At 32.3% G+C, this 20,580-nt stretch carries 20 protein-coding genes, 4 tRNA genes and 2 pseudogenes; 20 read left to right on the forward strand and 6 right to left on the reverse strand.

The window, feature by feature from the left end; translation table 11 throughout:
- Window positions 1–18 precede the first annotated feature (18 nt).
- Window positions 19–2,025 (reverse strand): transketolase, encoded by a 2,007-nt coding sequence (tkt, locus tag CF386_RS01875; protein ID WP_089072797.1) that lies wholly within the window; start codon window positions 2,023–2,025, stop codon window positions 19–21.
- A 180-nt stretch (window positions 2,026–2,205) separates the two neighbouring features.
- On the opposite strand from tkt, the gene metK reads away from it, so the two are divergent.
- The 8 genes and pseudogenes from metK (at window position 2,206) to hemW (ending at window position 8,500) form a co-directional block, all read left to right on the forward strand.
- Window positions 2,206–3,354, forward strand: coding sequence for a methionine adenosyltransferase (gene metK / locus CF386_RS01880; RefSeq protein WP_089072798.1), 1,149 nt, complete (start codon window positions 2,206–2,208; stop codon window positions 3,352–3,354).
- The gene (locus CF386_RS01885; RefSeq protein ID WP_089072799.1) at window positions 3,351–4,076 is read left to right on the forward strand and encodes a 16S rRNA (uracil(1498)-N(3))-methyltransferase; all 726 of its coding nucleotides are present in this window, start codon (window positions 3,351–3,353) and stop codon (window positions 4,074–4,076) included. The genes metK and CF386_RS01885 overlap by 4 nt, the downstream gene beginning before the upstream one ends.
- Before the next feature lie 17 nt (window positions 4,077–4,093).
- Window positions 4,094–5,044, forward strand: a complete 951-nt coding sequence (gene gshB, locus CF386_RS01890) for a glutathione synthase (RefSeq protein WP_089072800.1) — start codon at window positions 4,094–4,096, stop codon at window positions 5,042–5,044.
- Window positions 5,037–5,453 (forward strand): Holliday junction resolvase RuvX, encoded by a 417-nt coding sequence (gene ruvX / locus CF386_RS01895; RefSeq protein WP_089072801.1) that lies wholly within the window; start codon window positions 5,037–5,039, stop codon window positions 5,451–5,453. Before gshB ends, ruvX begins: the two co-directional genes overlap by 8 nt.
- Window positions 5,454–5,460: 7 nt before the next feature.
- Window positions 5,461–6,141, forward strand: coding sequence for a YggS family pyridoxal phosphate-dependent enzyme (locus CF386_RS01900; RefSeq protein WP_089072802.1), 681 nt, complete (start codon window positions 5,461–5,463; stop codon window positions 6,139–6,141).
- 82 nt (window positions 6,142–6,223) lie between these two features.
- A pseudogene (locus tag CF386_RS01905) lies at window positions 6,224–6,771 on the forward strand (YggT family protein).
- Between the two features lie 8 nt (window positions 6,772–6,779).
- Complete coding sequence (gene rdgB, locus CF386_RS01910; RefSeq protein WP_089072803.1) at window positions 6,780–7,364, forward strand: RdgB/HAM1 family non-canonical purine NTP pyrophosphatase; 585 nt, start codon at window positions 6,780–6,782, stop codon at window positions 7,362–7,364.
- Window positions 7,361–8,500 carry a radical SAM family heme chaperone HemW gene (gene hemW, locus CF386_RS01915; RefSeq protein ID WP_089072804.1) on the forward strand — a complete coding sequence of 380 codons (1,140 nt, stop codon included), beginning with the start codon at window positions 7,361–7,363 and terminating at the stop codon, window positions 8,498–8,500. Before rdgB ends, hemW begins: the two co-directional genes overlap by 4 nt.
- Here the strand turns inward: hemW and trmB are convergent.
- Complete coding sequence (gene trmB / locus CF386_RS01920) at window positions 8,483–9,232, reverse strand: tRNA (guanosine(46)-N7)-methyltransferase TrmB (RefSeq protein ID WP_089072805.1); 750 nt, start codon at window positions 9,230–9,232, stop codon at window positions 8,483–8,485. The genes hemW and trmB overlap by 18 nt on opposite strands.
- Before the next feature lie 103 nt (window positions 9,233–9,335).
- On the opposite strand from trmB, the gene CF386_RS01925 reads away from it, so the two are divergent.
- The 12 genes from CF386_RS01925 (at window position 9,336) to panC (ending at window position 15,228) form a co-directional block, all read left to right on the forward strand.
- A complete protein-coding gene (locus CF386_RS01925; protein WP_089072806.1) occupies window positions 9,336–9,878 on the forward strand; it encodes an HhH-GPD family protein in 543 nt (180 codons plus the stop codon).
- Window positions 9,879–10,030: 152 nt separating this feature from the next.
- Window positions 10,031–10,321: an NUDIX domain-containing protein gene (locus CF386_RS12960; protein WP_225971723.1), complete on the forward strand. Its 291-nt coding sequence runs from the start codon at window positions 10,031–10,033 to the stop codon at window positions 10,319–10,321.
- Window positions 10,322–10,334: 13 nt separating this feature from the next.
- The gene (locus CF386_RS01935; RefSeq protein WP_089072808.1) at window positions 10,335–10,601 is read left to right on the forward strand and encodes an oxidative damage protection protein; all 267 of its coding nucleotides are present in this window, start codon (window positions 10,335–10,337) and stop codon (window positions 10,599–10,601) included.
- A gap of 108 nt (window positions 10,602–10,709) precedes the next feature.
- Window positions 10,710–10,785 (forward strand) — tRNA-Phe (locus CF386_RS01940).
- 9 nt (window positions 10,786–10,794) lie between these two features.
- Window positions 10,795–10,870, forward strand: a tRNA-Thr gene (locus tag CF386_RS01945).
- Between the two features lie 7 nt (window positions 10,871–10,877).
- Window positions 10,878–10,953, forward strand: a tRNA-Phe gene (locus CF386_RS01950).
- A 4-nt stretch (window positions 10,954–10,957) separates the two neighbouring features.
- Window positions 10,958–11,033 (forward strand) — tRNA-Asn (locus CF386_RS01955).
- A 147-nt stretch (window positions 11,034–11,180) separates the two neighbouring features.
- Window positions 11,181–11,630, forward strand: coding sequence for an RNA polymerase-binding protein DksA (gene dksA / locus CF386_RS01960; protein ID WP_089072809.1), 450 nt, complete (start codon window positions 11,181–11,183; stop codon window positions 11,628–11,630).
- A gap of 19 nt (window positions 11,631–11,649) precedes the next feature.
- Entirely contained in the window at window positions 11,650–12,534 is an 885-nt protein-coding gene (gene gluQRS / locus CF386_RS01965) for a tRNA glutamyl-Q(34) synthetase GluQRS (protein ID WP_089072810.1), read from the forward strand.
- 18 nt (window positions 12,535–12,552) lie between these two features.
- Entirely contained in the window at window positions 12,553–13,866 is a 1,314-nt protein-coding gene (gene pcnB, locus CF386_RS01970; protein ID WP_089072811.1) for a polynucleotide adenylyltransferase PcnB, read from the forward strand.
- Window positions 13,863–14,366, forward strand: a complete 504-nt coding sequence (gene folK, locus CF386_RS01975) for a 2-amino-4-hydroxy-6-hydroxymethyldihydropteridine diphosphokinase (RefSeq protein WP_089072812.1) — start codon at window positions 13,863–13,865, stop codon at window positions 14,364–14,366. Before pcnB ends, folK begins: the two co-directional genes overlap by 4 nt.
- 10 nt (window positions 14,367–14,376) lie before the next feature.
- The gene (gene panC, locus CF386_RS01980) at window positions 14,377–15,228 is read left to right on the forward strand and encodes a pantoate--beta-alanine ligase (RefSeq protein ID WP_089072813.1); all 852 of its coding nucleotides are present in this window, start codon (window positions 14,377–14,379) and stop codon (window positions 15,226–15,228) included.
- A 73-nt stretch (window positions 15,229–15,301) separates the two neighbouring features.
- Here the strand turns inward: panC and hpt are convergent, their stop codons facing one another.
- The 4 genes and pseudogenes from hpt to acnB all read right to left on the reverse strand — a co-directional run bounded on the left by hpt (window position 15,302) and on the right by acnB (window position 20,339).
- Window positions 15,302–15,826, reverse strand: coding sequence for a hypoxanthine phosphoribosyltransferase (gene hpt / locus CF386_RS01985; RefSeq protein WP_089072814.1), 525 nt, complete (start codon window positions 15,824–15,826; stop codon window positions 15,302–15,304).
- 110 nt (window positions 15,827–15,936) lie between these two features.
- Window positions 15,937–17,166 carry an ammonium transporter gene (locus CF386_RS01990; RefSeq protein ID WP_089072815.1) on the reverse strand — a complete coding sequence of 410 codons (1,230 nt, stop codon included), beginning with the start codon at window positions 17,164–17,166 and terminating at the stop codon, window positions 15,937–15,939.
- Window positions 17,167–17,198: 32 nt separating this feature from the next.
- Window positions 17,199–17,537: a P-II family nitrogen regulator gene (locus CF386_RS01995; RefSeq protein ID WP_089072816.1), complete on the reverse strand. Its 339-nt coding sequence runs from the start codon at window positions 17,535–17,537 to the stop codon at window positions 17,199–17,201.
- A gap of 208 nt (window positions 17,538–17,745) precedes the next feature.
- Window positions 17,746–20,339 (reverse strand): annotated as a pseudogene (acnB, locus tag CF386_RS02000) (bifunctional aconitate hydratase 2/2-methylisocitrate dehydratase).
- Window positions 20,340–20,580 lie beyond the last annotated feature (241 nt).

Consider the following 20,580-nt stretch of genomic DNA (forward strand, 5'->3'; position numbering starts at 1 on the left):
GTAATTTGTGAGTTTATTTTACTTTTTATTTCTTTCTATCATATTTAACGCTACTTCAACCACATTTTCTACCGTAAAACCAAAGTGCTCAAAAAGTTTGTTTGCTGGCGCAGATTCACCAAAACTATTCATGCCAATAACATCTCCATCTAAGCCAACATACTTCATCCAAAAGTCAGAAATTCCTGCTTCAATAGCTAAACGATTTTTAACATTTGGTAACAAAACAGAATCCTTATATTCTCTACTTTGACTATCAAAAACATTTGTGGACGGCATAGAAACAACTCGAGTGTTAACACCTTTTGATTTAAGCGAAATAGAAGCTTCAACTGCTAAGCCGACTTCAGAACCAGTGGCTATGATAATTAAGTCTGTTTTATCAGAATCTGTTAAAACATACCCACCTTTTGCAATATTATCCAATTGATTTAAATTTCTATTTTGTTGTTTCAAATTTTGACGAGAAAAAATTAAGGCAGTAGGATTTGTTTTATTTTCTATAGCATTTTTCCAAGAGATAGCAGTTTCAACTTGATCACAAGGCCTCCACATGACTAAATTTGGAGTTTGTCTTAAATTAGCCATTTGTTCAATCGGCTGATGCGTCGGTCCATCCTCTCCCAAACCTATTGAGTCATGTGTATAAACTTCAATATTTTGTATTTTCATTAAAGCAGCCATCCTTAGTGCATTTCTTGCATATTCCATAAACATTAGGAAAGTAGCACCAAAAGGAATCAAGCCACCATGAAGTGAGATTCCATTAATGATAGCTGTCATACCAAATTCACGAACACCATAATGTATGTAATTTCCTGAAAAGTCATTTTTTGCAAGAGCTTTAGACTTCGACCAAGTTGTTAAATTGGAAGGTGCTAGATCAGCAGAACCACCAGTTAATTCGGGAAGCATTTTTGCAATAAACTCTATGCTATTTTGGGATGCTTTTCTACTAGCAATATTTGCTGGATTATTTTGTAATTGTCTTACCCACTCATCAAAAGTAGAATTCCATTGTGATGGTAATTCATTATTTATTCTGCGTTTTAACTCAGCGTATAAAGATTTATTTTCTTGAGAGTAAGACTCTAAAGTTTTATTCCATTCCTGTTCCTTGATTTCTCCAGTTGCTTCAGCATTCCATTCTTTATAAATTTCAGCCGGTATTTCAAATTCACCAAATTGCCAATTAAGGTTTTGTTTAGTAGCTTTTATTTCCTCTTCGCCTAAAGGTGCTCCGTGACAATCATGTGTACCTGCTTTATTAGGTGATCCAAATCCTATCAACGTTTTGCAACAAATTAATGTTGGTTGACTTAAATTATTTCTAGCTTGATTAATAGCATTTTCAATTTCAATGCTGTTATGCCCATCAACTCCAGCAATAACCTGCCACCCATATGATTCGAACCTTTTTACTGTATCATCTGAAAACCAGCCTTCAACCTCACCATCAATAGAGATACCATTGTCATCCCAAAATGCAATTAACTTACCTAACCCCAACGTTCCAGCAAGAGAACAGGCTTCATGTGAAATACCCTCCATTAAACAGCCATCACCAAGAAAAACATATGTAAAATGATCGATTACATTTGTTTTAGAAGTGTTAAATGTAGATGCGAGATTTTTTTCTGCAATAGCCATTCCTACGGCATTTGAAATCCCTTGCCCTAAAGGTCCAGTAGTTGTTTCCACACCAGGGGCATAGCCATATTCAGGATGTCCTGGAGTTTTAGAACCCATTTGTCTAAAGTTTTTTAAATCATCAATTGAAAGATCATATCCACTTAAATGTAACAAAGAATATAATAACATTGACCCATGTCCATTTGACAATACAAACCGATCTCTATTAAACCAATTGGGGTTACTTGGGTTATGCTTTAAAAATTTCCTCCATAAAACTTCAGCTATATCAGCCATTCCCATTGGTGCTCCTGGATGTCCAGATTTTGCTTTTTGGACTCCATCCATACTTAAAGCCCTTATTGCATTAGCTAAATCTTGTCTAGATGTCATGTTGGTTCCTCTATTATTAATTAAAGTCACATTTATTTAACCCATTCTCTCAAATTGGATGCCCTTACTGCAAATTTTTTTTAATCTCTAGAGTAAATTTTTTAAAAATTTATTGATATGGTTTTAATTTCATCTAAAATAGACGTCTAGAAGTTTAAAATATAGATTTAGGAAAAAATCATGAGTATTAATTTATTTACATCGGAGTCTGTATCCGAGGGACATCCTGATAAAATTGCAGATCAAATTTCAGATGCTGTTTTAGATGCAATTATAAGTCAAGACTCCAAAGCTAGAGTAGCATGTGAAACTTATGTGAAAACAGGAATGGTTATGGTTGGTGGCGAAATATCAACATCAGCATGGGTTGATATTGAAGAAATAGCTAGAAATACAATTGAAAATATTGGCTACACTCATTCAGATATGGGCTTTGATGCTCGCTCATGTGCAGTTCTTAATACAATTGGAAAGCAATCACCAGATATCAATCAAGGAGTCGACAAATCTGATCCTAAAGAACAAGGTGCTGGAGATCAAGGCATTATGTTTGGTTATGCAACTGATGAGACTGATGTTTTTATGCCTGCCCCTCTTACTTATGCTCATCGACTAATGCAAAGACAAGCCCTTGTTAGAAAAAATGGTGCTCTTCCCTGGCTTCGTCCGGATGCAAAGAGTCAAGTTACATTTCTATATGAAAATAATAAAATAGTTGGAATTGATACTGTAGTTATATCGACTCAACATTGTGAAAGTATTGAACTACCTGTTTTAAAAGAAGCAGTAATGGATGAAATTATTAAACCTGTTTTGCCTCAAAACTGGTTGAACGAAAAAACCAAATATTTAATTAACCCAACAGGCAGATTTGTCATTGGTGGCCCCATGGGCGACTGTGGCCTCACTGGCAGAAAAATAATTGTTGATACTTATGGTGGAGCCGCAAGACATGGTGGTGGTGCTTTTTCTGGTAAAGATCCTTCAAAAGTAGATAGATCAGCTGCATATGCTGCTAGGTATGTGGCTAAAAATATAGTTTCAGCAGGTCTTGCATCTAAATGTGAAATTCAACTTTCATATGCCATTGGAGTTGCAGAGCCAACCTCAATTATGTTAGAAACATTTGGAACTGAGACCGTTGAGCATAGCAAAATTGAAAGAGCTGTAAGAGAAGTTTTTGATTTAAGACCTTATGGTATACAAGAAATGTTATCTCTCCTTCAGCCTATTTATCAAAATACAGCAAGCTATGGTCACTTTGGAAGAGAGGAGTTTCCATGGGAAAAAACTGATAAGGCTGAGTTTTTGAAAGAATTAGTAAAATGAGAATACCTCGCATCTATCAAAAGGTAGAGCTTAATGTTGCTTCAGAGTTTGAATTAACTCCTGAAGCAAGTCATTACATATCCAAAGTTTTAAGATTAACAGTTGACTCACCTATAACTTTATTTAATGGTAATAACTATATTTATCAGGCAAAAATCATAGAAATAAAAAATAAATCAGTTAAAGTTCATGTAAATCAATCAGAATATAAAAATGTTGAATCTAATTTACAAATTCACTTAGGTCAAGTTATCTCTCGAGGCGATAAAATGGACTTAACTATCCAAAAAGCTGTTGAGCTTGGAGTAACATCAATATATCCTTTGACATCAGCTCGATGTGGCGTAAAACTGGATCAATCAAGATTAAAAAAAAAGTTATTACATTGGACAAAAATAGCTATATCTGCATGTGAGCAATCAGGAAGAAACTTTGTTCCTAAAATTCATGAGGTTACTTCGGTAAATGAATGGGTTAATGATTCTTTCAGTGGTGCAAAAATCTGCCTAGAGCCAAGCAGTTCGCAAACAATTAAGTCACTTATGATTGATCAAAACTTACGACTTTTAATCGGTCCAGAAGGAGGTTTTAATGATGATGAAATTAATCTCTTTCAAAAGTCAAACTTTTCAAATATTATATTAGGTAAAAGAATTTTACGAACAGAAACAGCTGGTTTTGCTGCAATTTCTGCATTGCAAACCCTTTATGGTGATTTTTAACATATGAGAATACAAATATGATGAAGTTCGGCATTATAATGGATCCAATAAGTAACATTAAAGTCTCTAAGGACTCTAACTTAAAAATCTTACTGAAAGCTCAAGAAAGAAATTATGAAATATTTTACATGGAGCTACAAGATTTATATGTAGAAAAAGGGAATCCATACGCACTGGCGAAAAAAATAATACTAAAACAAAACAAAGAAAGCTGGTTTGAGTTTAAAGAAACAACAAGAATACCCTTATCTGATTTAGATGTCATATTGATGCGTAAAGATCCTCCCTTTGATATCGACTATATTTATGCAACATATATTTTAGATCTTGCCGAATTAAAAGGAACTTTTGTAGCTAATAAACCTCAAAGTCTAAGAGATTGTAATGAGAAGGTATACACAAGCTGGTTTCCTAAACTTACTCCAGAAACAATTATAACTTCTAACCCCTACTTAATTAAAGATTTTCATAAAACACACAAAAATATAATTTTAAAACCACTTGATGGGATGGGCGGAGCATCAATTTTTAAAGTTACTGAAAATGATCCAAATTTATCAGTAATCATTGAAACATTGACTAATCATGGTAGTGCTTATTGTATGGCTCAGGAGTTTATTCCAGATATAACTCTTGGAGATAAAAGAATCATAATTATTAATGGTGAAGTTATGCCCTATGTATTAGCAAGAATACCAGCTAAAGGTGAAACAAGGGGTAATATAGCTGCTGGTGGCACTGGCGTAGTGCAAGAAATCAGTGAAAGAGATCTAAATCTAGCAAAAGAGATTGCTCCGATACTTAAACAAAAAGGCTTATTTTGGGTAGGTTTAGATGTAATTGGTAATAAGTTAACAGAAATTAACGTGACCTGTCCCACTTGTATTGTTGAAATTGAACAAGCTACTGGTTTTTCTATAGCTGATAAAATACTGGATTCTCTTGAAAAAAAATTAAAATATGAGTAATGTACTAGCCTTTGATTTTGGTATGAATAATATTGGTATTGCAACAGGCAATACCGATACTAAAGTTGCTTTTCCTTATAAATCCTTAAAAGCAAAAAATGGTATACCAAACTGGGACATATTAGGAACTATCCTAAAAGAATGGGATCCTAGCTTCATTATTGTTGGATTGCCTCTCGATTTACATGGTAATTTTTTGCCTGAAATCACACAAAAAGCGAAAAAATTTGCAAACAGAATACATGGAAGATATGGAATTAAGGTAATAATGCATGACGAACGACTTACAACAGTCGAAGCTAAATCAAATCTTTATCAACATCATGGGTTCAAAAAGTTGGACAAAGATAATATAGATAATATGTCAGCTGTAATAATTCTCGAGAGTTGGTTTGAACAAAACATATAGGTTTAAAATGTCTTCAGTAAAAGAAAATATCAATAATATATTAAATTACCTCACAAAGTTACAAACAAAAAAATCAAAGGAGGTCCGAATTATAGCTGTTTCAAAAAAACAACCTGTTGAAAAAATAAGCGAAGCTATAGAGAGTGGCCTTGTTAACTTTGGAGAAAGTTATGTCCAAGAGGCAGTAAAAAAAATTATTCATTTTTCACATGTTAAACAAATTTGTTGGCATTTTTTAGGCCCTATTCAATCAAATAAAACAAAGCTCATTGCTGAGCATTTTGACTGGGTACAATCAGTCGATCGCATTAAGATATTAGAAAAATTGAACCATCATAGACCAAATCATCTAGCTCCTTTAAATGTCCTAATACAAATAAATATAAATGATGAAGCATCTAAATCTGGTATTCATAAAGAGGAATTAAGCAAGCTTATAGAAAATGTCCAGAAGTATCGGAACCTTAAATTAAGAGGTATTATGGCTATACCCAGAAGAGAAAACAATCCTCGAGAGCAAGCATATACCTTTGAAAGTTTATTTAATTTATTTGAAACCCACCGTAAGAATAATCCGGATTTTAATATCTTATCTATGGGAATGTCCAATGATTGGGAAAAAGCAATTCATTTTGGAAGTAACATGGTAAGAATAGGTACTTCTATTTTTGGTGAACGAGATTCGTAATAAAAGATTTCAAATTTTAAAAAAAATGGTTACACTTACACACTTATAAATTTTAAAATCACTTCTCTTTAAAGGGCTAATTATGCAGGCAATTATTTATCTAATAAATACAGTTTTTAGTTTATATTTATTTGTTTTAATATTAAAAATTTGGCTAAAATATGTAAAAGCTGATTACTACAATCCATTTACACAATTTATTGTCAAAGCAACCAATCCTGTAATAAAGCCACTAAAAATTTTCATGCCTGATATAGGTAAAATTGATACTGCTACAATAGTATTTGCATATATTTTCTGCGTTCTCAAATTATTTATAATATATTCATTGAGTGGATTGAACTCTTTCTCCCCCATATTTCTATTTTTAGGATTATTATCATTAGTAAAATCATTTGGGTATATTTTATTCTGGATTTTAATTTTAAGAGCAATATTAAGTTGGTTCAGCCAAGGTAATAATCCAATGGAATACATAATGTATCAATTAACCGAACCTCTTTTATATCCAATTAGAAAATTAATTCCATCCATGGGAGGTCTTGATTTAAGTGTTTTAGTTTTATTTGTTATTCTAAATTTTTAAATATATTAATTGGAAGTTTTATTCCTGTTTGGCAGGTTTTATAGGTTACCGAATGAAAACAAAAATTATTCTAGCTACTCATAATTTAGGTAAAAAAAAAGAGTTTGAGCATTTATTTGAAAATTTTGACTTTGAATTAACTTCTTCTGTTGAAATGAATATCAGTGATGTTGAAGAAACCGGTCAAACATTTGTGGAAAATGCAATTATAAAAGCAAGACACGCTGCAAAAATATCGGGCTTACCTTCAATCGCAGATGATTCGGGTCTTTGTGTAACATCTTTGAATAATCAGCCTGGTATATATTCTGCTCGTTATGCTGGTGATCACGGCAACAATGAAAAAAACATTGACCTCCTGCTTAAGAATTTAAAACCCTTTAAAGATCGAAGAGCTTTTTTTAAAGCTGTACTAGTATTTATGAAACACGCAGAAGATCCTGATCCTATAATTGCTTCTGCTAAATGGGCTGGAGTAATTGCAGAAGAACCTCTAGGAATAAAGGGACATGGTTATGATCCTATTTTTATTCCATTAGGTTATCATCAAACTGCATCTGAAATGGATCTAAATTTAAAAAACCAAATTTCACATAGAGCTATTGCATTTAAGAAATTAATTGAGTTATTAAAGTGAATAAAAAACCGGTAAGTCTCTATATACATATGCCCTGGTGCATCAAAAAATGCCCTTACTGTGATTTTAACTCACACACAATTAATGGGGATATTCCAGAAAAAACATATATCGAGCATTTAATAAAAGATTTAAAAAATGATATTGAAGAATACAATATTTATGATAGACCAGTAAAAACTATTTTTTTTGGTGGGGGAACCCCGAGTTTAATAACACCAGCTGGGTATGATGAGTTACTATCTGGTATAAAATTATTGCTACCTTTTAAAGAAAATATTGAAATAACAATGGAAGCTAACCCGGGTACTTTAGAGCATAAACCTTTTCAGGAATATATAAACGCAGGAATAAATAGATTTTCTGTAGGTGTACAGTCATTTAACAATGAACATTTAAATATTCTAGGTAGAATACACTCAAATCAAAATGCTATTACAGCACTTGAGGAACTTAGGGAACTTAATGTTACTTCTTACAACTTGGATCTGATGCATGGATTACCACAACAAAATATAAAACAGGCTTTATCAGATTTACATACAGCGATAGAACTTAATGTCCCACATATATCATGGTATCAATTAACAATTGAGCCACATACAATGTTTTCTTCTAGACCTCCCACACTTCCCTCTGATGATATCTTATGGCTAATCTATAAGGAAGGTATTGAATTATTGAAAGATAATGGTTATGAGCAATATGAGATTTCTGCTTTTTCAAAACAAAATCATGCGTGTGAGCATAACCTTAATTATTGGGAGTTTGGCGATTATTTAGGAGTTGGTTGTGGCGCGAGTGGGAAAATCACAACTAATAGTAAACAAGTTATTAGAACTGAAAAAGTGAAACATCCCAAAGGATATTTAGAAGCAAAAAATAATTATATAAAATTTAAGTCAAATGTAACAGGAGATGATTTAGTATTTGAATACTTCCTGAATAGATGTAGGCTGATGAATGGATTTAGCAAACAAGATTTTGAACATAAAACAGGTTTAAAACTTGATAATTTAGAACCAAAATTAAATATAGCCCAAAAAAAAGGTTTAATTACTTATCAAAGTGAATTTGTTACGGTAACAACGCTCGGTCACCGTTACTTAAATAATTTATTAGAGCTCTTTATATGATTTTTGAAACTTAATATCAAAAACTTTGTGCCCTAGTTTAATCCCCCTATTTTCAAACTTTGTTAAAGGCCTCTCGTTTGGTCGTTCAATAAAATCATTAGTTTGACTTAAATTACGTAATATTTTGAATGAAGATAAAACTTCTAACATATGCTCTGAATAATTTTCCCAGTCTGTAGCAAGATGGATGGTACCACCTTCTTTTAATTTCCTTAATAAAAGTTGTACGAATGCTTGTTGAATAATTCTTCTTTTATGATGCTTTGCTTTGTGCCAAGGATCAGGAAAGAATATTTGAAATTTATCTATAGATTTATCATCAATCATTGAATTCAAAACTTCAACAGCATCGTGACAAATAACTTTCAAATTTTTAACATTATTTTCTTCAATTTGTTTGATGCATGAACCTACGCCAGGTTTATGTACTTCTATACCAATAAAGTTTTTATTTGGGTTTTCTAATGCCATTTGTACAAGTGAACTTCCCATCCCAAAGCCAATTTCAAGTACAACTTCATTATCATTTTTGAATAAATTTTTAAAATCAATACGACTTTCCTTGTATGTTATACCATACAAAGACCAGAATTGCTCTATTGCAAGTTCCTGCCCTTTAGTAAGACGCCCTTCGCGCAAGACAAAACTCCTAATTTTTCTCACTAGCCGTCCATTACTATCATATTCAGGTGTAATTACATCCTGATTTTTTAAATTATTCTTGGATATCATTGTTTATTACTTATCAACTTTAGGTAAATTATATATACTGTCTTAATTTAAAACAGTCTGGTAAATCTATATTTTGTCAGACCGGATATATTATAGACTAAAAATGGATATTGCAAACACTATTATAGAATGGCAGTTACAACATGGTAGAAAAGACTTACCATGGCAGCAAAATATTACTCCATACAAAGTATTAATATCAGAGATTATGCTCCAACAAACACAAGTTAAAACGGTTATACCGTACTTTCAAAAGTGGTTAAGATATTTTCCTACAATTGATGCTCTAGCAATAGCTGAAGAGGATAAAGTGTTAAAATTATGGGAAGGTCTGGGTTACTATTCTAGAGCAAGAAATTTAATAAAAGCGTCTAAGTTTATTTTAGATGAGTTCGGTGGGAAGATTCCTGATGATCAAGAAAAATTATTAAGTATTCCAGGTGTTGGTCCATATACATCAGGGGCTATACTTTCCTTTGCTTTCAATAAGTATGGACCAATTGTTGATGGTAATGTAAATAGACTCTTTTCTAGATTTTTGGCATTAAGGAATGTAAAAAGTCATCATCATTTAAAAGAAAAATTTGGCAATTATCTATTCAACTTACGCCTCAAACATCAAACAGAATTTATACACAAGGATTAATTGATTTAGGTGCACTGATATGCACACCTAGAAATGTTCAATGTGATCAATGTCCCTTACAATTAAATTGTTATGCTTTTAAAACTCATAAGCAATTAGAATTACCGCTTAATACAAAAAAAGCAAAAAAAATAAAAAAAGACAAGTATTTTATTTGGTGTAAACAAAATGATAATATTCTCTTAGAAAAAAGAAATAAAAAAGATGTATGGTTTGGTTTATGGTGTTTGCCTGAAGTCAGCGAAGATGATTTAAAAAACATAAATTATAGATTGAAAGGGAAAATATCTCATAAATTTACACATTATGAGCTGTTAGGCCATGTAATCGAAGTGAATAATTTAAAAGTAAAATCAACAGATAACTCAAAATATTTTCGATCTACATCAAGTATTGCCTTGCCAACACCTATAAAAAAGTTTATAAAAACAAATTTAGATTAAGAGATTTTATTATATGTCAAAAACTATTTATTGTGTACATTTAAAAAAAGAAGCTCCCTCTATGTCTTTTCAAATCTACCCTGGTGAGTTAGGAAAAAAAATTTATGAAAATATCTCTCAAGAAGCATGGAATAAATGGCAAGCTAAACAGACAATGTTAATAAATGAAAAAAAATTAAATATGATGGATCCTGAACATCGTAAATTTCTTGAAAAAAAAATGTCTGAATTTTTATTCGATGGAAAAGATATTATTATAGATGGATATCAACCAAAATAACCAAAACAACCCAAAAAGATTAAAAATAAAGCAATCAACTCAAAAAACATAATTCTTTTCTTTTTTTTGTTGACTTAGAGAGCAAAATCTTATTTAATACGCTTCATTGCCCGGATAGCTCAGTCGGTAGAGCAGAGGATTGAAAATCCTCGTGTCGGTGGTTCGATTCCGCCTCCGGGCACCATTTAAGTGCGCCGACTTAGCTCAGTAGGTAGAGCAACTGACTTGTAATCAGTAGGTCACCAGTTCGATTCCGGTAGTCGGCACCATTTAAATGCCTCGATAGCTCAGTCGGTAGAGCAGAGGATTGAAAATCCTCGTGTCGGTGGTTCGATTCCGCCTCGAGGCACCATTATTCCCCCTTAGTTCAGTTGGTAGAACGCCGGACTGTTAATCCGTATGTCGCTGGTTCGAGTCCAGCAGGGGGAGCCACTTTAAACCTTCAAAAAAAATCAACCATACATCAAAAAAAAAAATTTTTTTTTCGACTCTAACATTTGACAGGTATATAATATTCTGTTATAGATACACCCCTAATTTTAAATAAAGGATATATTAGGTATATTTAGGAGATAATGAATGCCAATTATTCAAAAGAAAAAAACTTTAGGTATTCTAGCAGCTGCTGGACTTGAACCATATCAAGTAGCTCCCAACGAAGAATACATGAATGAAAAACAACTTAAGCATTTTCGTACAATTTTAATGGCTTGGAAAGAACAGTTGAAAAGTGAAGTTGAGAGAACTGTTCATCAAATGCAAGATGAAGCTTCCAATTTTCCAGATCCTGTTGACAGAGCAGCGCAAGAAGAAGAGTTTAGCTTAGAGTTAAGAAACAGAGATCGAGAAAGAAGGCTAATAAAAAAAATAGATAAAACTATTCAAAGAATTGACGATGATGATTTTGGTTATTGCGACTCTTGTGGAGTTGAAATTGGAATAAGAAGATTAGAGGCTCGTCCAACTGCTGAATTATGCATAGATTGTAAGACCCTTGCTGAGTTAAAAGAAAAGCAGATGACTGGATAGTACTGGTTTTTCATTACGAATGAACACAAAAGTAATTTATAGAGGGCGTTTTGCTCCCTCTCCAACTGGAGATTTACACTTAGGTTCTTTAACTACAGCTTTAGGCAGTTATCTTGAAGCTAAAGCTAACAATGGAAGCTGGTTGCTAAGAATTGAAGATCTGGATTATTTCAGAATACAACCTGCATCTATCGCAAATATCTTACATACACTCGAACTTTATGGCCTTGAATGGGATGAGGAAGTTCTCTATCAAAGTAAACGAATTGATATATATAGAGAGTACATTAATGATATTATAGGTGCTAATAAAGCCTACTACTGCTCTTGTAATCGTAAAAGAATTAAGGAGTTAGGCGGTATATACGACGGATACTGTAAAGAAAAAAAAAGGTCACCTGAAAACGCATCAATACGTTTCTTAAAACATGAAGTTAATTCGTTCTCGGATAGGCTTAAAGGCATAATTTTTTTTTCAAAAGATTTGGCACAAGAAAACTTCATTATACAAAGAAAAGACGGCTTGCCATCTTATAATCTTGCTGTAGTCGTTGATGACATATATCAAGGTATAACTGAAGTCGTTCGTGGTTCTGATCTAGAGAATATGACTAGTCATCAAATTGCTCTTTATAATTACTTTGAACTTAGGGCAATAAAGTATGTACATTTACCAGTTATAAACAATCAAAATGGTTTTAAGCTCTCAAAACAACATAAGGCTAAGAGTATCCCTTTAGATAATATCCAATATAATTTGCTAAAGGCTCTGAAATTACTTGGGTTGCCAACACAAAAAGAAATGATATACAATTCTCCCCAAGAAATTCTAACTTGGTCTATTGCAAATTGGTCATTAGCTAAAATACCAAAAGTAAATATAAATGTCTCGGATACAAATTAATTATGCGGAAATTATAGAATGAATAATTCTCACCCTAAATCGGTTGAAATATTAAACCGTAATCAGCACAATATTTCTAGAAAAGATATTTCATCTAATGCACTAAAAGTCTTGTATCGTCTATCTGCTGAAAATTATGAAGCATATTTAGTGGGTGGGTGTGTCAGGGATCTACTCCTAGGACAAAAACCCAAAGACTTTGATATAGTTACAGATGCTACTCCAGAAGAAATAAAAAAAATTTTTAGTAATTGTCGGCTAATTGGAAAAAGATTTCGCTTAGCCCATATTCTTTTTGGTAGGGAAATAATAGAAGTTGCTACTTTTAGAGGCCATCACTCTGCAACTTCTACAAAAAATATTTCAAAAAAGTCTGAGAAAGGAATGTTAATTAGAGATAATATATTCGGTGATATAAATGAAGATAGTGAAAGAAGAGATTTTACAGTCAATTCTTTATATTATGATATTAAAACATTTTCAATAAGAAGCTCTGAGCATGGCCTATCAGATTTAAAAAATAGAGTTATTAAGTTAATTGGAGAACCTCATACAAGGTATAAAGAAGATCCTGTGAGAATGTTAAGAGCTATTAGATTCTCTGTTAAATTAAATATGTCCTTATCCAATGAAACAGCTACTCCCATAAAAGAACTCGTGACATTATTAAGCGAAATTCCTGGGGCTAGGCTTTTTGATGAATGCAATAAATTATTTCATAATGGTTACGGCTATAAAACTTACCTTAGTCTTAGAGAATATGATATTTTTCAACAACTGTTTCCTCAGATAAATGACTTTCTTACTGAAGACCATTCAAGTCTTACAGAAAAAATGATTGAACTATCTCTAATTTCAACAGATCAAAGAATAAAAAATCAAAAAAGAATTAATCCAGCATTTTTATACAGTTGTTTTCTATGGTACCCACTTCAATCGAAATTAAAAGAAATAAAGAATGATAAAAGTTATGCAAGTTTATCATCCTACGAACAACTTCAAGCTGCTATAAATTGGATTATTGATAAACAAATAGAGACTATTTCAATTCCTAAAAGATTTACAAATACAATACGAGATATTTGGTATCTTCAAAATAAGTTTTTGAATAGAACTCCAAAACGATCATTACGCCTACTAGAGCAACCCAAATTTAGAGCCGCTTTTGATTTCTTAGAAATTAGAGGGATTATTGAAGGTGGTGAAATAAAAGATCTTGCAAAGTGGTGGGATATTTTTCAACAAGCAGATGAATCAAAAGCGAATTTAATGTTACAAAGCCTTAATCACAAAAAAAGTAAAAAAGGACATAAAAGAAAACATAAAGTATGAAAAATATTGCATATATTGGTCTTGGCAGTAATTTAGACGATCCCTTTAAAAAAACATTAACTGCTATAAATTTATTAAATAACTATCATTCAAAAATAAGGATATTGGATCGTTCTTCTTTTTATTCAAGCACACCACTTGATAATATACCTCAAGAAGATTTTGTTAATGCTGTATTAAAAATTGAAACGGATCATTCTCCAATAGAATTATTAGATCTTTTACAATCTATCGAGTTAAAAATGGGGCGTATTAGAAACAAAAATATGAGATGGGGTCCAAGAGTTATTGATTTAGATATATTGCTTTTTAATAATGATATAATTAATAACAATAGGCTTACTATACCTCACTATGATATGAAAAGACGTGATTTTGTTATCGTTCCATTATTTGAAATAGCTCCGTCCTTGATTTTACCAGATGGAGACTTAATATCTGATGTTATGAATAATTTACAAGTTAATAAACTTCAAAAAATAAAACAAACTAACTCCTGAGTATAAATAAATGCAAATTGTTACTACTAAAAATGAAGTAATAAAGCTTTCCCATAAAATATCCTTAGCTAATCAAGTTATTGGGTTTGTCCCAACCATGGGTAATCTTCATGAAGGTCACCTTTCTCTAATAAGAGAAATTAAGCGACATTCTGATTGGGTTATATGTTCAATATTTATTAACCCAACTCAATTTAACTCACAAAAAGATTTTGAAACTTATCCTCAAACTCATCAACAAGACATTGAACTCTTAAAAAAAGAAAACATAGATGCAATATTTATGCCTTCAGCAACTGAGATGTATGGTAAAAACTTAAAGCTAAACACAAAAATTCATGTCTCTCCCCTAGCAAATCTTTTGGAGGGTGAACTAAGGCCAGGACATTTCGATGGTGTGGCAACGATAGTGAATAAACTATTCAACATAATAAAACCAAATGTTTCTATTTTTGGAGAAAAAGATTACCAACAACTATTAATCATAAAAAAAATGGTTACGGAGCTTGATTTACCTGTTCAGATCCTATCCCTACCGACAAAAAGAAATACTAATGGTTTGGCTTTATCTTCTAGAAATAACAAGTTATCAATAACCAGTTTAAAGAAGGCAGAAAATATTTTTAAAGTATTAAACTACCTTAAAACAGAAATAGTAAGTTACAATAAAAAGGATTATATTGCATTAAAGTTTGAAGCGAAGGAGCTTCTTCGAAAGCATGATATAGTTTTAGAAGAACTTTACTTTAGAGATGCAGGAAACTTAGAAGAAATAAGCATAGAAACTAATAATGTAGTTATTTTAATATCCTGTTTTTTAGAAAATGTAAGGTTAATTGATAATATTATTTTTGAAATTTAAGAAATTGAAGCTAAATCTATCTCTTGTGATTTAGCTTCAAAGATTATTTTAAAGCATATTAGACTAGAAAATACTATTCTGTTATTTTGCCAACAAAAGGCAAATGTCGATATTTTTGATCTAAATCGAGTCCCATTCCAACCACAAATTCATCCGGTATCTCAAACCCAATGTAATCTACAGAAACTGCAATTTCTCTTCTAGAAGGCTTATCAAGTAAAGTACAAATCTTAATTGATGTTGGGTTCCTTATTGATAATATTTCTTTAACTTTAGATAAAGTATTACCAGTATCAATAATATCTTCAATTATAATAATATCTTTACCTTTTATATCGCCATCTAAGTCCTTTAAGATTTTTACATCACCAGAACTAACGGTTCCTGCTCCATAACTTGATGCCGTAATAAAATCAATTTCATGAGGCGTTTTTATTAGCTTAGATAAATCAGACATAAACATATAGGAACCCCTTAGAAGACCAATCAAAATAAGATTGTCACTTCCCTTATAGTGTTTATCAATTTCATTTGCTATTTCTAAAATTCTCTTGGAGATTCTATCAGAGGAAATAAATACTTCTATTTTATGATTCATGTTATTCTCATATTTAAATAATTTTAATATTCAATGATAACATAAATTACACTTAAAAATAAAAGGTCTAATTTCAAGAATAAGAATTTAGACCTACTTAGCCATAATTGTTATTTGAGGTTTATAAATTCAGGATAAGCATCTACTCCACAATCATGGGCATCCAACCCATCAATCTCTTCAGATTTACCGACTCTTAATCCTATAGTAACTTTCAACGTGTACCAAACTATTGAGCTCACTAAAAATACCCAGGCAAATATAACGATAATTCCTAAAATTTGAGTCATCAAATTTGCATCTGAATTAGATAACGGAACTAAGAGTAAGCCAAGTATTCCACAAGATCCATGAACAGAAATTGCACCTACAGGATCATCTAATCTTAACCGATCCAATAAGATAATACTAAATACAACTAATACACCAGCAATTAATCCAATACCCATGGCATACATAGGAGATGGTGAAGCGGGATCTGCTGTTATTGCAACTAAACCACCTAAAGCACCATTTAAAACCATAGTTAAGTCCACTTTTTTCCATACACATTTACACAAGATAAGTGCACCGATAGCCCCTGTAGCTGCAGCTGCATTAGTATTTAAAAAAATTAGTCCTATACTTGTTGCATCACTAACAGATGCTAATGCTAATTGGGAACCTCCATTAAAACCGAACCAGCCAAACCATAATATCAATGTTCCTATTGTAGCAAGGGGCATGTTAGAACCTGGTATAGGATTTATCTCTCCATTTTTTCCATATTTACCCTCTCTTGCACCGAGAAAAATAACACCAGCTAATGCAGCAGCAGCTCCAGCCAAATGAACAATTCCCGAACCAGCGAAATCAACGTATCCCATTTTAGATAAAAATCCACCTCCCCACGTCCAATAACCTTCTATAGGATATATGAAAGAGGTTAAAATTACTGAAAAAATTAAAAATGGCCACAACTTCATTCTTTCTGCAACAGCACCTGAAACCACTGACATTGCTGTTGCTGCAAATACGACTTGAAAGAAGAAGTCTGCAGTTAATGCATGAGTAGCATCAGCGGATTGTTCTCCGATAAGAAATCCAAAGGTTGGTAAAATACCCCCCTCTGAATTACTTACATACATGATATTATAACCGATTATCAAAAAACAAGTACATGCAATAGCGTATAAACAGACATTCTTGGTTAATATCTCAGTAGTATTTTTTGTCCTTACCATTCCTGCTTCAAGCATTGCAAATCCAGCAGCCATCCACATAACTAAAGCACCTGAGATCAATAAAAAAAATGTATTAATCGCAAACTTTAAACCATTTATATCTAATGTTATATCCATAATTTACCTCTTAAGTTTAAATTAACTTATAACTATATTGCCTCTAAATCTTTTTCCCCTGTTCTAATTCGAACAGCATTAGAAACATCATAAACAAAAATTTTTCCATCACCTATTTTACCTGTATGTGCAGAAGTTGTGATGGAGTTAATAACTGAGTCAACTTGATCTGAGTGTACGGCTATCTCGATTTTTATTTTAGGCAAAAAATCAACGTTATATTCAGTTCCTCTATAAAGTTCAGTATGACCTTTTTGGCGACCAAACCCTTTGACTTCCATTATTGTCATTCCATCAATACCAATTTTTGATAAAGAATCTTTTACATCTTCTAATTTGAATGGTTTAATGATTGCACTAATTAATTTCATAAACTTTTTATCCTGTAATTGCAATACATAAATACTAAGCAAATTAAATGCCAAAAAAATATATCAATAAAATCAGTATGTTAATTTAATAAAAGGTTTTTTTTTGGAGTTCTTGATCAATGATGAAGCATATCTGCACCAAAGGCGCTCAAAGAAGTAAAAAAAAGCACTCTTTACGAAAGAGTGCTTTTTATGTAATTGGAAATATTTAAATTTCTTTTACAACAATTTTATCTGCCTTTTGTGTATAAAAGTCCATTTTATCAAAATTTAAATACCTAAATGTATCAGCAGCAGTTGGTTCAATTTGTTCCATATATTCTAAGTATTCTTCTTTAGTAGGAATTTTGCCATAAATTGCACCAACAGCCGATAGCTCTGCTGAGGCTAAATAAACATTTGCACCAGCACCTAAACGGTTCGGGAAATTTCTAGTTGACGTAGACATAACGGTAGAATTATCAGCCACTCTCGCTTGGTTACCCATACATAAAGAACAACCAGGGGTTTCGATTCTAGCTCCTAGCCTACCATAAATATTATAATAGCCTTCTTCAGTTAATTGATCTCTATCCATCTTAGTAGGCGGGGCTATCCATAAACGTGTTTTCAATGCACTATTGTATTTATCTAAAAGTTTTCCTGCTGCTCTAAAATGACCGATATTAGTCATACATGAACCAATGAACACTTCATCAATCTTTTCACCTTGAACTTCAGAAAGTAACCTTGCATCATCGGGATCATTAGGAGCACATAAAATTGGTTCTTTGATTTCATTCATATCTATTTCTAAAATATGAGCATACTCAGCATCTTTATCTGCAGACAATAAGCTTGGGTTATCAAGCCATTCTTCCATAGCTATAATTCTTCTTTTAATTGTCCTTTCATCTCCATAACCTTCAGATAACATCCACTTAAGCATGACAATGTTTGAACTGAGATACTCGCGAATAGAAGTTTCTGATAACTTCACAGTACAACCTGCTGAACTTCTTTCCGCTGAAGCATCTGAAAGCTCAAAAGCCTGCTCAACTGTTAAATGCTCAAGACCTTCTATCTCTAATATTCTACCTGAAAATTCATTAATTTTGCCTTCCTTTTCAACTGTCAATAAACCATTTTTTATACCGTAATATGGTATTGAGTGTACTAAGTCTCTCAGGGTAATTCCTTTTTGAAGCTTACCTTTAAATTTAACCAGTACTGATTCAGGCATATCAAGAGGCATGACTCCAGTAGCTGCTGCAAAAGCAACTAAACCTGAACCTGCTGGAAAGGATATCCCTAAAGGGAATCTTGTGTGAGAATCACCTCCAGTGCCAACTGTATCAGGCAACAACATACGATTTAACCAAGAATGTATAACTCCATCTCCTGGACGCAGAGATATCCCCCCCTATTCATTATAAAATCAGGTAACGTATGCTGATTTTGAATATCTATTGGTTTTGGGTAAGCCGAAGTGTGACAAAAAGATTGCATTACTAAATCAGCAGAAAAGCCAAGACACGCCAAGTCTTTGAGTTCATCCCTTGTCATCGGGCCAGTGGTGTCCTGAGAACCAACAGTTGTCATTTTGGGTTGACAGAATGTACCAGGTCTTATTCCTTCAACACCACATGCTTTACCAACCATTTTTTGTGCAAGTGTATACCCTGCATTACTATTATCTTTTTCAAAATCTTTTTCGAATAATTCAGATTCTTCTAATTTAAGACTACTTCTTGCTTTGCTTGTTAAATCTTTACCAATAATAAGTGGAATTCGACCACCCGCTTGAACCTCGTCAAAAAGTACTTTTGATTTTAATGAAAATTTAGATACAGTTTCTCCAGTTTCTTTATTCTTTACAATACCTTCATAGGGATACAAATCTATTACATCACCCATATTTAATTTGGACACATCCAATTCAAGAGGAAGCGCACCTGAGTCTTCCATCGTATTGTAAAATATTGGAGCAATTTTACCTCCAAAAACAAAACCACCACTTTTTTTGTTTGGAACATTAGGTATATCATCACCCATAAACCATAAAACAGAATTTGTTGCTGACTTTCTTGATGAACCTGTTCCAACGACATCACCAACATAAACTAGCTGATGGCCTTTATTTTGTAAATTTTCTATTTGTTTGATAGGACCAACTTCACCAACTAAATCAGGTTCAATTCCATCTCTTTTATTTTTTAACATTGCTAAGGCATGAAGGGGTATATCAGGTCGAGACCACGCATCTTGAGCTGGGGAAAGATCATCTGTATTTGTTTCACCTGTTACTTTAAATACAGTTAGCGTAACCGTTTCAGGTAATTTCTTTTTACTAGTAAACCATTCTGCATTTGACCATGACTCCATAACTTCTTGAGCATGTTGATTTCCTTTTTTTGCTTTGTCCTCAACGTCATAGAATCTATCAAACATTAAAATAATATGCTTTAATTGATCAGCTGCCTGTTTACCTAATTTATTATCATCTAATAGGTCAATAAGAGGCTCAATATTGTAACCACCCTGCATCGTACCAAGAAGCTGAATCGCTTTATCTTTAGAGACATAGGGAGATGTAACTTCTCCTTTTGCGATAGCCGCTAAGAACCCTGCTTTAATATAAGCTGCTTCGTCTACCCCAGGTGGTATTCTATTTTCCAATAGATCTAGTAGTAACTTTTCATCAGTTGTATTATCTTGCTTTAATAGTTCAATTAAAGAAGCTGTTTGCTCTGCAGAAAGTGGTTTAGGAACTATTCCTTTTTTTAATCTTTCAGCTACATGTGCTTTATATTCTTCCAACATAAATCAATTCCTCGTCCGCTATTTTAGTTTTAATTAGAAATAACAATTTCTGAAATTTTATAAATAATACTATAAAAAAAAATAACTGTGTATCTTAAGTTTTACAATCATAAATAACAATAATGAAACAGTGACATTAATCAAAGATAAAATACATTATATTTAATGGGCAATAAAAAAGGCAGTTTTAACTGCCTTTTTAAAATTGATTTTCTTGAAAAGAACTAAAACATTATTTTTT

This window comes from Paraphotobacterium marinum (assembly GCF_002216855.1).
Classification (GTDB): Bacteria; Pseudomonadota; Gammaproteobacteria; order Enterobacterales; family Vibrionaceae; genus Paraphotobacterium; species Paraphotobacterium marinum.